This window comes from Pseudoalteromonas aurantia 208, assembly GCF_014858725.1.
In the GTDB taxonomy this organism is placed as follows: domain Bacteria; phylum Pseudomonadota; class Gammaproteobacteria; order Enterobacterales; family Alteromonadaceae; genus Pseudoalteromonas; species Pseudoalteromonas aurantia.
In genome coordinates this window covers 618,861-631,547 of record NZ_AQGV01000015.1, presented here as the reverse complement: position 1 = coordinate 631,547, position 12,687 = coordinate 618,861, and the positions used below count along the sequence as shown (strand labels likewise).

General features: G+C 42.9%; 10 protein-coding genes. 1 reads left to right on the top strand and 9 read right to left on the bottom strand.

Annotated features, from left to right (window positions below; all coding sequences use genetic code 11):
* Window positions 1–12: 12 nt before the first annotated feature.
* The 6 genes from PAUR_RS21015 to PAUR_RS20990 all read right to left on the bottom strand — a co-directional run bounded on the left by PAUR_RS21015 (window position 13) and on the right by PAUR_RS20990 (window position 7,468).
* Window positions 13–603, bottom strand: a complete 591-nt coding sequence (locus tag PAUR_RS21015) for a LysE family translocator (RefSeq protein WP_192509675.1) — start codon at window positions 601–603, stop codon at window positions 13–15.
* Between the two features lie 77 nt (window positions 604–680).
* Entirely contained in the window at window positions 681–1,856 is a 1,176-nt protein-coding gene (gene prpF, locus PAUR_RS21010) for a 2-methylaconitate cis-trans isomerase PrpF (RefSeq protein ID WP_192509674.1), read from the bottom strand.
* A gap of 121 nt (window positions 1,857–1,977) precedes the next feature.
* Entirely contained in the window at window positions 1,978–4,569 is a 2,592-nt protein-coding gene (gene acnD / locus PAUR_RS21005; RefSeq protein WP_192509673.1) for a Fe/S-dependent 2-methylisocitrate dehydratase AcnD, read from the bottom strand.
* A gap of 93 nt (window positions 4,570–4,662) precedes the next feature.
* The gene (gene prpC / locus PAUR_RS21000; RefSeq protein ID WP_192509672.1) at window positions 4,663–5,784 is read right to left on the bottom strand and encodes a bifunctional 2-methylcitrate synthase/citrate synthase; all 1,122 of its coding nucleotides are present in this window, start codon (window positions 5,782–5,784) and stop codon (window positions 4,663–4,665) included.
* A gap of 108 nt (window positions 5,785–5,892) precedes the next feature.
* Window positions 5,893–6,786, bottom strand: coding sequence for a methylisocitrate lyase (gene prpB, locus PAUR_RS20995; RefSeq protein WP_192509671.1), 894 nt, complete (start codon window positions 6,784–6,786; stop codon window positions 5,893–5,895).
* Window positions 6,787–6,808: 22 nt separating this feature from the next.
* Window positions 6,809–7,468, bottom strand: a complete 660-nt coding sequence (locus tag PAUR_RS20990) for a GntR family transcriptional regulator (protein ID WP_192509670.1) — start codon at window positions 7,466–7,468, stop codon at window positions 6,809–6,811.
* 214 nt (window positions 7,469–7,682) lie between these two features.
* Between PAUR_RS20990 and PAUR_RS20985 the strand changes: the two genes are divergently transcribed.
* Window positions 7,683–8,414 (top strand): substrate-binding periplasmic protein, encoded by a 732-nt coding sequence (locus PAUR_RS20985; protein WP_192509669.1) that lies wholly within the window; start codon window positions 7,683–7,685, stop codon window positions 8,412–8,414.
* Between the two features lie 351 nt (window positions 8,415–8,765).
* On the opposite strand, the gene PAUR_RS20980 is transcribed toward PAUR_RS20985, so the two are convergent.
* The 3 genes from PAUR_RS20980 to PAUR_RS20970 all read right to left on the bottom strand — a co-directional run bounded on the left by PAUR_RS20980 (window position 8,766) and on the right by PAUR_RS20970 (window position 12,601).
* The gene (locus PAUR_RS20980) at window positions 8,766–8,975 is read right to left on the bottom strand and encodes a cold-shock protein (protein WP_192509668.1); all 210 of its coding nucleotides are present in this window, start codon (window positions 8,973–8,975) and stop codon (window positions 8,766–8,768) included.
* 440 nt (window positions 8,976–9,415) lie between these two features.
* Window positions 9,416–10,486, bottom strand: coding sequence for a hemin-degrading factor (locus tag PAUR_RS20975; protein ID WP_192509667.1), 1,071 nt, complete (start codon window positions 10,484–10,486; stop codon window positions 9,416–9,418).
* A 9-nt stretch (window positions 10,487–10,495) separates the two neighbouring features.
* Window positions 10,496–12,601: a TonB-dependent receptor domain-containing protein gene (locus PAUR_RS20970; protein WP_192509666.1), complete on the bottom strand. Its 2,106-nt coding sequence runs from the start codon at window positions 12,599–12,601 to the stop codon at window positions 10,496–10,498.
* Between the last annotated feature and the right edge of the window lie 86 nt (window positions 12,602–12,687).

The following is a 12,687-nucleotide window of genomic DNA, read 5'->3' as shown; positions in this document are numbered from 1 at the left end:
TACTCAGCATACTTACTGAATGGCGGTTATGATGATACTCGCTAATAACGCGCCTGAAAAAGTCCACCGTAACCACCTTGCCTGTACGGGTTTAGAAAAAAATGGGCGCAGACTTCCTCCAATAGCCATCCACAGACCATCCACGATTACAGCCACAACAAAACACACGACACCCGTTGCAATTACGCTAACGAAAGGGTCTTCAAGTACCAGTATATTATTAGCAAAAATCGCTAAAAAAGCGGCATATGCCTTAGGGTTGATCAAATTTAAAATAAACCCATCTTTAAAGCTCGGGGCTGGACCATGTAACCCTGAAATCCCCCCTTGTGCCGACGCGATTTTGTATGCCACATAGCATAAATACGCAATACCGACTGTTTGACAAAATAGTCTGGCGGTTGGATAAGCCATAAATAAAGTACCCAGCCCACAGGCAACAGCAATGATCACCACCAACAACCCACACAATATACCGCTTAAAAAACCCATACCACGCTTAAAACCGAAACTAGCACCAACCCCAGCTAATGCCAACGGCGCAGGGCCAGGAGAGCCTAAAAGCAATGCAGTAGTAAGCACGAGTGATATTATTGATTCCATGCATATTCACCCTAAAAATGAAATTATTAAAGTAAAAAAGCCCAGTAGGGCTTTTTTTATTTTGATTGATAAAGACACTAATCGCTGTGCGGTACTCTTACATTGCCTTCCATCAATACACGAGCACTGCGGCTCATTACTGCACTTTTTGCTTGCCACTGGCCATTCACCTCACGGGCCACGGCACCTACTTTTAAAGTGCCCGACGGATGACCAAACGTCACACTGTCTCGTGCAATACTTCCTGCTGCACTATTCACCAAAGTGCCAGGTATCGCCGCCGCTGTGGCAATGGCGACCGCCGCAGTCCCCATCATGGCGTGATGTAATTTACCCATTGATAATGCACGTACACACACATCAATATTATTACTACCAATCGGCTTGCCACTTGATGAAGTATAACTTTTGGCATGACTGACAAATGCAATCTTTGGCGTGTGCTGTCGAGTTACAGCCTCTTCAATATTGTCAATTAAACCCATTTTAACTGCGCCATAGGCGCGAATGGTCTCAAAGCGTTGAAGCGCTTGCTCATCATTATTAATCGCTTCTTGTAACTCTGTTCCTTCATAACCTAAGTCTTCAGCATTAAAGAATAAAGTCGGGATCCCGGCATTGATCATCGTCACACTAAAGCGCCCTATATTTGGCACCTCCAAAGTGTCAACCAAGTTCCCTGATGGAAACATTGCACCACCACCCGCCGCCGGATCCATAAACTCCACTACCACTTCTGCTGCTGGGAATGTCACACCATCGAGTTCAAAGTCTCCGGTTTCTTGCACTTCATTATTGGTGATCGGCACATGGGCGACAATGGTCTTTTGAATATTGGCTTGCCAAATACGCACAATCGCAATGCCATTTTCAGGGATCCGCTGTGCATCCACTAAACCATTGCTGATAGCGAACGACCCCACAGCAGCAGTTAAGTTACCGCAGTTACCGCTCCAATCTATAAAAGGTTTGTCTATCGCAACCTGACCAAACAGATAGTCTACGTCATGATCTGGCTGACTACTTTTGGATAAAATCACCGTTTTACTAGTACTGGATGTTGCTCCCCCCATACCGTCTGTTTGTTTGGCATAAGGGTCTGGACTGCCAATCACACGCAACAGTAATTGATCTCTGTCGGGGCCTGCCTGTTGGGCTGCTTCAGGTAAATCAGTTAAATTGAAAAACACCCCTTTACTTGTCCCACCACGCATATAGGTTGCGGGTATTTTGATTTGTGGTTTATAAGACATCAGAATTCCTTGGTAGAGCTTTTGTTGCATAAAAGCCCATTACATATCATGACTAAAAGAAGTTAGACCTGAAAAAATCATCGTATTTCAAGCCTAGACCGTCGTGCTCAGATGAAAGAAATTACGTATTTGCTTCTAAGAAATCTTTCGCGAAACGCTGTAATACACCACCTGCTGCATAAATCGACACTTCTTCTGCCGTATCTAACCGGCACAGCATCGGTACTTCAACACGTTCACCATTTGCGCGATGGATAATAAGCGTTAACATTGCACCAGGGCTTGTATCACCCTCAACATCATATGTTTCGGTGCCGTCAATCGATAACGTTTTACGGGTTGTACCCGCAGCAAATTCAAGGGGTAATACACCCATACCAATTAAGTTGGTACGGTGAATACGCTCAAACCCTTCAGCGGCAATCACTTCCACACCCGCTAGGCGAACCCCTTTGGCTGCCCAGTCTCGTGATGAGCCTTGTCCATAATCAGCACCCGCCACAATGATCAAAGGCTGTTTACGTTCCATGTAGGTTTCAATCGCTTCCCACATGCGTGTTTGCTGCCCTTGCGGTTCAATGCGTGCTAATGAACCTTGTATTATTTCACCGTTATCATCACGTACCATTTCATTGAATAACTTAGGGTTGGCAAACGTTGCGCGCTGCGCCGTTAAATGGTCACCACGGTGTGTCGCGTATGAGTTAAAGTCTTCTTCTGGTAAGCCCATTTTTGCCAAATATTCACCTGCGGCACTGCTTGCCATAATGGCATTTGAAGGTGATAAGTGGTCAGTTGTAATATTGTCACCTAGCACGGCAAGCGGACGCATGCCTTTCATGGTGCGCTCAGCAGCTAATGCACCTTCCCAATAAGGCGGACGGCGAATGTAAGTACTCATTTTGCGCCAGTCATACAATGGATCATTGTCTTCACCGTAATCGACTGTTAAATCAAACATCGGCTCATACACTTGACGGAAATGCTCTGGCTTTACACTTTTCGCAATAACTGCATCAATCTCTTCATCACTTGGCCACAAGTCTTTCAAAGTGATAGGCGTGCCATCTTGCTCATGTCCAAGTACATCTTTTTCAATATCAAAGCGGATAGTACCTGCAATGGCATAAGCCACCACCAAAGGAGGGGATGCTAAAAATGCTTGTTTTGCATAGGGGTGAATACGACCATCAAAGTTACGATTCCCCGACAATACAGCTGTTGAATATAAATCTCGATCAATAACTTCTTGTTGAATCTTCGGGTCAAGGGCCCCACTCATCCCATTACAGGTGGTACAAGCAAACGCGACAATACCAAAACCAAGCTGTTCAAGCTCAGGGAGTAACTCTGAGTCTTCTAAATACAACTTTACAGCTTTGGAGCCCGGTGCCAACGATGACTTAACCCAAGGTTTACGTACCAAACCTTTCGCATTTGCATTACGCGCTAATAATCCAGCTGCAATAACATTGCGTGGGTTACTGGTATTTGTACAGCTTGTAATAGCAGCAATGATCACTGCCCCATCGGGCATTTTACCCTCTTCTTGCTCAACCTTACCGGCAATTCCTGTTTTAGCAAGATCAGCGGTGGCTACCCGTTTATGCGGATTGGAAGGCCCGGCGATATTGCGCCCAACCGCTGACAAGTCAAATTTTAAAACCCGCTCATATTCAGCACTTTCTAAACTATCAGCCCACAAACCGGTGTGCTTAGCGTAATTTTCTACCAGTTGAACTTGTTCATCATCGCGCCCTGTGATTTTTAAGTAATCAATAGTCTGCTGGTCGATATAAAACATCGCTGCGGTTGCACCATATTCAGGTGTCATATTAGAAATGGTCGCTCGATCGCCAAGGGTTAAACTGGCAGCCCCTTCACCGTAAAATTCAAGATAGGCTCCCACCACTTTTTCAGCACGCAAAAACTCAGTGATCGCCAGTACAATATCTGTGGCTGTGATCCCCGGTTGTGCTTTACCCATGAGCTCAACGCCCACAATGTCAGGTAAACGCATGTAAGAAGCACGTCCAAGCATCACACTTTCTGCTTCTAAGCCACCGACCCCTACGGCGATAACACCCAGTGCATCAACGTGCGGCGTATGGCTATCTGTGCCAACCAACGTATCAGGAAAAGCAACACCATCACGCGCATGTACCACTGGCGACATTTTTTCTAAATTGATCTGATGCATGATGCCGTTACCCGGCTGGATCACATCAACATTTTTAAATGCCGTTTTTGTCCAATTTATAAAGTGAAAGCGGTCTTCATTACGACGATCTTCGATTGCACGATTTTTCTCAAATGCATCTTCTTCAAAACCCGGATGCTCTACAGCCAGTGAATGATCAACAATAAGCTGCGTAGGTACAACTGGATTTACCTTTGAAGGATCTCCCCCTTTGGCGGCAATTGCATCTCGTAAACCGGCTAAATCAACCAAAGCTGTTTGACCTAAAATATCATGGCACACCACACGGGCAGGAAACCACGGGAAATCTAAATCTCGACGACGTTCAATAATTTGCGTCAAGCTCGCATCTAGCTTTTCAGGTTCACAACGACGTACAAGGTTTTCGGCCAATACGCGAGAAGTATAAGGCAGCGTATCGTATGCGCCAGGTTTTAGCGACTCAATGGCTTCGCGCGTATCGTAAAAGCTTAACTGGCTATTTGGCAACAGTTTACGGAATTTTGTGTTCATAACTACATCCACAGGCAAAATAAGGTGACGGTTCTAAAGCAAACAGGCAAAACACCAAAGTAGGTGTTTTGCCAAAAGTATCAAGCGTGCAAATTAACGTTCAGCAATCGGAGTTACTGGACGTAAATCTTCACCGGTGTAATCTGCAGATGGACGAATAATACGATTGTCTGCACGTTGTTCCATGACGTGTGCAGCCCAACCTGTCAATCGAGACATCACAAAAATAGGCGTAAACAATTTAGTTGGAATACCCATGAAGTTATAAGCTGATGCATGGAAAAAATCTGCATTACAAAATAACTTCTTCTCACGCCACATCACGGCTTCACAGCGCTCAGAAGCCGCATATAACACAGTATCTCCCACTTCGTTGGCCAATTTCTCTGACCATTGCTTAATAATTTCATTGCGCGGATCTGACTCAGAATAAATTGCATGCCCAAAGCCCATGATCTTCTCTTTACGAGCCAATTTACCCATCATTTCTTCTTCGGCATGATCAGCAGACGTAAAGCCTTCAATCATTTCCATTGCGGCTTCATTCGCTCCGCCATGCAGTGGACCACGTAATGATCCAATTGCTCCCGTTACACATGAATGCATATCAGATAACGTTGACGCGCACACTCGTGCAGTGAATGTTGACGCGTTAAACTCATGTTCTGCGTAAAGAATAAGTGAAACATGCATCACACGCTCATGCAGTTCGTTTGGCTTTTTACCATGCAGCATATGTAAGAAATGTCCACCGATTGAATCATCATCGGTTTCAACTTCGACACGCACCCCATCGTGGCTAAAGCGATACCAGTAACAAATGATACTCGGGAAACACGCCAACATGCGATCAGTGACTTGACCTTGAATATCAAAGCTAGATTCACCTTCTAAATTGCCAAGCATTGAACAACCTGTTCTTAACACATCCATTGGGTGTGCATCAGCTGGAATGCGTTCTAACACTTCTTTTAACGCAACAGGTAAACCACGCATCGAACGTAGTGTATTTTTATAGCTGTCTAGTTCCGCTTGTGTTGGAAGATGACCTTTTAAAATAAGATGTGCAACTTCTTCAAAATCACAGTTTTGGGCTAAGTCTTTTACATCATAGCCGCGATACGTTAAGCCTGATCCTGACACACCTACTGTTGATAATGCTGTTTTCCCTGCTACTTGACCGCGAAGGCCAGCACCACTGAGTACTTTTGCCATGGTATTTTCTCCTGAAATTTTTAACCTGCTGGGTATTGATAGTTATTTTGTATAATTTTGCTGTTTTACGGACCTGTATCTACAGGCCCTTAATAAAAATATCTATTACTATTTATTTTTACCTTCAGCGAACAGTGAATCGAGTTTTTGCTCATACACGTGATAACCAAGGTAATCATATAAATCCATACGAGTTTGCATGGTATCGATGACAGCTTTTTGATCGCCATCTGATAAAATTGATTGGTAAACGTTTTCGGCTGCTTTGTTCATTGCCCGAAAGGCGCTAAGTGGATATAGCACCATGTCCACACCCCATTGGCCTAACTCTTCTTTATTCCACAATTCTGTTTGACCAAACTCGGTAATATTCGCCAAAATTGGTACATCAAGCGCTTCACTGAATGCGCGGTAATGAGCCTCTGTTTTTACCGCTTCAGCAAAAATACCATCGGCACCTGCGGCCACATAAGCTTTTGCTCTCTCAATAGCAGCCTCAAGCCCTTCTTGTGCAAATGAATCTGTGCGCGCCATGATAAAGAAATCAGGATCTGTTCTAGCATCTACCGCAGCTGTAATTCTATCTACCATTTCTTCGGTCGAAACAATTTCTTTATTCGGTCGGTGACCACAGCGCTTTTGCGCAACTTGATCTTCCATATGTACAGCGGCTGCACCTGCTTTTTCCATATCTTTAATGGTTTTTGCGATGTTGAATGCGCCACCCCAACCCGTGTCAATATCTACCATTAAAGGTAAGTCACATGCAGCTGTAATACGCTGAACATCGACAATCACATCATTTAATGACGTCATACCTAAGTCAGGCAAACCATAAGAAGCATTCGCTACACCGCCACCCGATAAATAGATTGCTTGATGGCCAATCTGCTTAGCCATAATCGCACTGTAGGCATTAATAGTACCGACAATTTGCAATGGCTGGTTGGCAGTCAGTGCGTCTCGAAAAGTCTTTCCTGGGCTTTTATATCCTGTGCTCATGATGTTCTCTCTTAGCTTGATCTTATGATTGAAGTTTTGCTTTTATATTATTTTTTGAATACATAATATGCCGACGCATTAGCATTTCTGCCAACTCTGAGTCTCGAAGACTTATCGCCTTTACTATGCTTTTATGCTCATCAAATGCGCTCGTTACTCTCGGACCAGCCATCCCCAACTGAACTCGATACATGCGCACCAAATGATATAAACCGTTTACTAACATTGAGATTAAATACGCGTTTTTGCTACCTTGAATAATACGATAATGAAAATCTAGGTCACCCGCTTCTTGATAATAGAGTTCGGCAGTTTTCACTTCATCGGATTGACTATTCAGCAGGGTATTTAGATCTAAAATTTCCTCTTCTGACATATTTTGTGCAGCAAGCCTTGCTGCCATCCCTTCAAGCGACTCACGTACTTGATAGAGCTCTATTAGCCCGTCGGGAGTTAAAGAAACCACCCGCGCACCAACGTTCGCCTTACGCTCGACTAAATGACATGCTTCAAGGCGGTTAATTGCTTCACGCACAACAGCACGGCTTACCGCATAGTTTGTCGACAATTCCATTTCACTCAACTTAGAGCCCGCAGGGATAACCCCATCAACAATCTCTTTTCTCAATCGAAAGAATGCTTTATCAGATGCTGTTATTGCCTGCTCTTTAAAAATGGCCATTGCTGCCTTTTGAAGTTTGTTGGTGATGCTTATGGGCAGATAATATAGATCTAGTTTACGTTTACGTCAACATTCAAAATTACAGATTGTCGACAAAACACCAAATAGTCTTTATAAATATGGTGAATATAGGTAAATTCGCGACCATCGCGATGTTTGCTACACTTAAATGCACAACATATAAATTAAATAACAATTGACGAAGGGAGGTTGAATGACAAAGTACCTACTCTTCGCATTGCTCTTCATACCTCAATGGGCCTTGAGTAAAGCTAATATAAACACTGTTAGTGTGGAGGTTGTCACTGAGCTTTCTCCTCCAAATCAGCTCTTACAAAACGACCAAGTAGCAGGAACTAGCACCGAATTAGTAAAAAAAATTCTGACACATGCACAAATCAATGCACGATTTACCATGTACCCTTGGGCTCGCGCCTATCTACTAGCAAAAAAGCATCCCAATACACTCATTTACAGTATGGCCAGAACAACTGAAAGAGAGCCACTGTTTCACTGGATTGGGCCCGTAGCGCTTTTTAAATTAGGTTTTGTAAGCCTTAAAGGACGAACGGACATAAAAATAGCAAGCCTTACTCAGGCAATCCCTTACAGGCTCGCACTACAAAGAGGGGATATTTCAGAACTTGTATTGAAATCTCATGGGTTTGACTACATATTGACAGCAGACATAGCTCAGTCTTACAAATTATTGATGGCGAAAAAAGTCGATATTATTTTAGACGATGCCCGTTACCTAGCGCCACTGGCAAGCTCATTTGGGTTACCGGGCGACAGTTTTAGATTTGTTTATGAAGTCCCTGAGTTAACGCTAAACGGTTACTTAGCAGCCAGCGTTACAACACCTATGAGTATTGTGCGGGCACTGAGAGCAGCCCATAAAACAATGCAAAATTCAAAGGAATACAAACGCGTCATGTCACAATAAAACACTGTGAAAAACGAACCTTCTATCGTCGGTAAATCGATTACAGACGACGATGAGTGAGGCTAAGCAAGCATATATATGCGCCGCCATAACGCAGTGTGATCCATATCCACTCTTCAATTGGTACAAGCGCGATTGAACGTGTTACCCGACCAATTTGCTACCGAGATATCCTCGCAATGTTTTTTTCTGACGCGTTAAAAGATAATAATCTGGGAAGTATTCTTCGCCCTGTAACTGGTAAATGACACAAAGCTCTCCCTCTTATATCACATCATATATACTGGGCATTTATCGCTAGGCACAAAAAAAGCAAGCCTCTGCTTGCTTTTTTTTCTCAGCATTTATCGCTTAAAGCAGCGTAATGTTCTCTGCTTGTGGACCTTTTTGGCCAGTAGCTAGAGTGAACTCAACACGTTGGCCTTCAGCTAGCGTACGGAATCCGTCACCTTTGATAGCGCTGAAGTGAGCAAAAACGTCTGGGCCATTTTCCTGTTCGATGAAACCAAAACCTTTAGACTCGTTAAACCACTTAACTGTGCCAGTTACTGTATTAGACATATCTGATATCCTGAAAAAATTATAACTATGCCCATATGGGCGCATAGAGCAAAAACTAGACGGTACTTAAAAACTTCAGGACGGTACTACAAGTTAGACTTATACAACAACGTAATGGAGATTTATAAACACTGACATATTTTTTGTCTATACCTAATAGTATAGATATGCAAGTCTAAGTCAATGCTTTTTACCATCAAGGTACATGAACTTTCCATTACATTTAACATCTAAAACAACAAACATCAGAAAAACAACAATAAAGCTCAATAAATAAGCAGCCTCCGTATTGAGCAACCCTACGCCGTTTAAACCTTAAAGTAAACGATAGGTACTCATTTTCCGTTGGTTATTTTTAAGGCAGTTAATGAAAAAAGCCAGTATTGTACTGGCTTTTACATCTTTACTTATATGCTATATGCATACGAAAAACATTTTATCTAGGCAATTTCACGCTTGCTTTGTATTAATTTATCACACAAAGCTTGCCACTCTGAACTCTGTGTATTTCCCTCTGCGCGACGACCAAACAACGTCAGTACCGTGTTATTCATTTTATCAAAGAATTCAATAGATGACACGATGGTGTTGCCATTGTCCGTCGGTTTTCGTACAACAAACGCACGACTAATCTGTTCTATTTTCACATGGAGGTTAAAGCGTTCATCAAGTACATTGAACCACGGACCTACTTGTTTTAAGTTTTGCACTGTACCGGAGAAAATCTGCACTGCACCGTGATTCCCTACAAATGCCATTATTTCCATGCGCTTATCTCTGGCTTGTGTCAAGACAGTTTCTAAAACATTATGTATCACCTCGGCACTCCAAGGCTCGCCAGCAAGCTCTAATGCCTGTAGCCGAGCGAGCTTAAACTCCCTAAGTAAATTAGGGAAGTGGTGCACATCATTTAAATCTGACCAAGCTTGTGTAAATGCTAACGTTTGTTGCTCACTTGGTATATGCCACTGAGCCCTATCTGCTTCGTTAACTTGTTCCGTGGCATTGTCGACACTAAAATCCAGAGCCTCTGTTAATTTAAACCGTTCTCGTAAATTCAAAAAGGCATTCAAATCTGACTCAGCTGTGGTAAACACTTTATGGACTGCTTGGCCATAGGCGTCAAAAAACTGAATACTAGAATAGCTGTCCGTTTCAACCGAAAATACGCTGCGCCAATTATGAATGAACAAACGCATATCAATCCCACCAGGGTTAATAGCAATCCCCATCGTTTTGTCTTGATGCTCAGAAATATATAACTTGTCGTAAACACCTTTTATTTCATTTACTACTGAGCCATTGCGGGTTAGCGCCATAATGTAACCAAGTCGTTTCAAGTTTTTCAGAATCGCGGGGATCTGATTATCGTCTAATCTCGCAACACCTTGGCCAACCTGCGCATTAAGTAACTGCGCCTCACTGACGCCTAATGTTTTTGCCGCTTCTACAGCCCGAAGTTTCGGGTTATCACTGATCAGCTTTTGATACTGCTTTAATAGCGTGCTCATAAATCCTCCTTAAAAACGCCAGCTCACTTGAGTTTTAACACTTCGACCAACACCATAATCACCAATACCACCACCTGTACCCGCAATCACTGTATATTCTTTGTCAAAGACGTTATCAATCGCTAAACGCAAGTTTACGTCTTGTGTTACATCCCAGCTGGCATATAAGTCCCACAATGTATGGCTTTGATGCTTTACAACACCATACTGACGCGTACTGCGGTTATAACTTTCAACATCTCGGTTGCTAGTATGAACAATTTTTGCCCCAAGCATTACCGTGTTGTCTAGCATTGAAAACCCCGTATCCACACTTAATTTATCTGCCGGTAAATACCAAAGCGCTTTACCTGTATTATCTTCCCCGTCAATCGTGCTGTACGTTAGGTTCGAATATAAATATTGGTTCGCATAATTGAGTTCAAGTTCAAATCCGTCTCTATCGTTACTTGCGCGATTGGCGTATCTTGGATTGGGCATTGGGTTTTGCGTTTCGCTGGTTAGTGAAGTAATTTCATCGTCAACACTAATATCAAAATACATCACTCGTAGATTTAAAGTGTCAGTGTTGTTTAGGACATTATCAACGCTATATGTCATCCCCAACTCACTATTATCACTGTACTCAATGTCTAAATTAAGTGCACTTTGACGACCGCCATATTGATCGTATAATTCATCAATAAGCGGCGCCCTAAAGCCTGACTGTCGATTCACAAATATTGCCAGTTCAGGCGTTACTTGGTAATTAAGGCTAATTGAAGGAGCCCAATCACTGTGCGTAACATTCGTATCTAAATCATTGAACTTTGCCGAAAAACTGGCTGTTGGATTTGTTTCATAACGCTCATAACGAACGCCGGTAATCACAGTCAAATCCTGTAGCTTAAACTCATCTTGAATATACACACCTGTACGTACTTGGTCACCGCCGGGCTGAGAAGTCATTTCACCCGTTTGGGCAACCGTGCCATATTGCTCACATGCATAGGTCTCAAAGTTAATACGCTCACAGGGCAGTGCTGTTTTTTCGCCAATACGTTCTTTGTCGGTATATTGCACGCCATAAGTCAACGCATGACCAGCTACTTTTGATGTGTTCATTACATCTAACGTCGTAATGTTATATTCATATGTCGATTTTATACCGACAAAATCTTTCAACATGCCCTCACCGTCAGTCTCTGTTACCTGACTTGTTGTGAACCCTAGCTTTGCAGTTAAATCTAAGTAAGGGTTATCACTTGGCATCAGTTCATAACTTAAGTTAGCCGCAGTTTGGTCGACTTCTCGATAAACCGTTCCCCATGCGCCGGCATCCGTTGTATTAAACTCAGTTCGTTGTGCATCCTGTGTGGTTGTGTAAGTCACACCTAATAGAGAGTCATCTGTAAGGAAGTATTCACCTTTAAGTAATACCGAACTATTTTCAATCCCTGAGTTATCTAACATTTCACCATTAGATAGTTCAAAGTCATCACTGTCTCGTTTGACTACTGCTGCAAGTAAATCTAGCGTTTCTGTTGGTCTTGCAAAAGCAAATACAGAACCATTTTTTTGTTCGTTATTGCTATCGTAACCCAATTTCACCTTCGCTCCAGCGGTTTCTCCATCACGTAAAAAATCGGCTGCATCTTTGAGCTCAAGCTGTACAACGCCACCTAATGCACCACCACCATGCAATACTGTACTCGTGCCGCGTTTAATACTAATCGTTCTATACAATTCAGAATCAGTGAACAAGCTTCCCATTCGATATTTTTCAAATGTTTGTACCATGCCATCGACGGTTACCAACACATCTTCAGCATCACTAAAACCTCGAATATTGAACTTTTGCCCACCATTTCTAGGGCCACCATTTGCACTGACATTTGGGATCATATCCAAGGTGTTAAATAAGCTACTTTCTAATTGCTTCTCTATTTGCTCACTCGAAATGACATTAACAGCTTGTGCTGATTGCAACACGGTTTTTTCAGTGCGCGTAGCCGTTACCGTTACCGCATCTAACGATGTCACGATAGCAGCATCATTGGTATTTTGAGTATTAGCGTGTGCCATCAGAGGAAGGGAAAATGTTGCCAAGCACAAACTAATTTTTGATAAACGCATGGGGTACTCCTGATTAAATATTAATAGCAAAAACAAACCGTGCTCTTCAGTGCCCCATTTAACTCAGTTCCTTCACCAATGCGAAA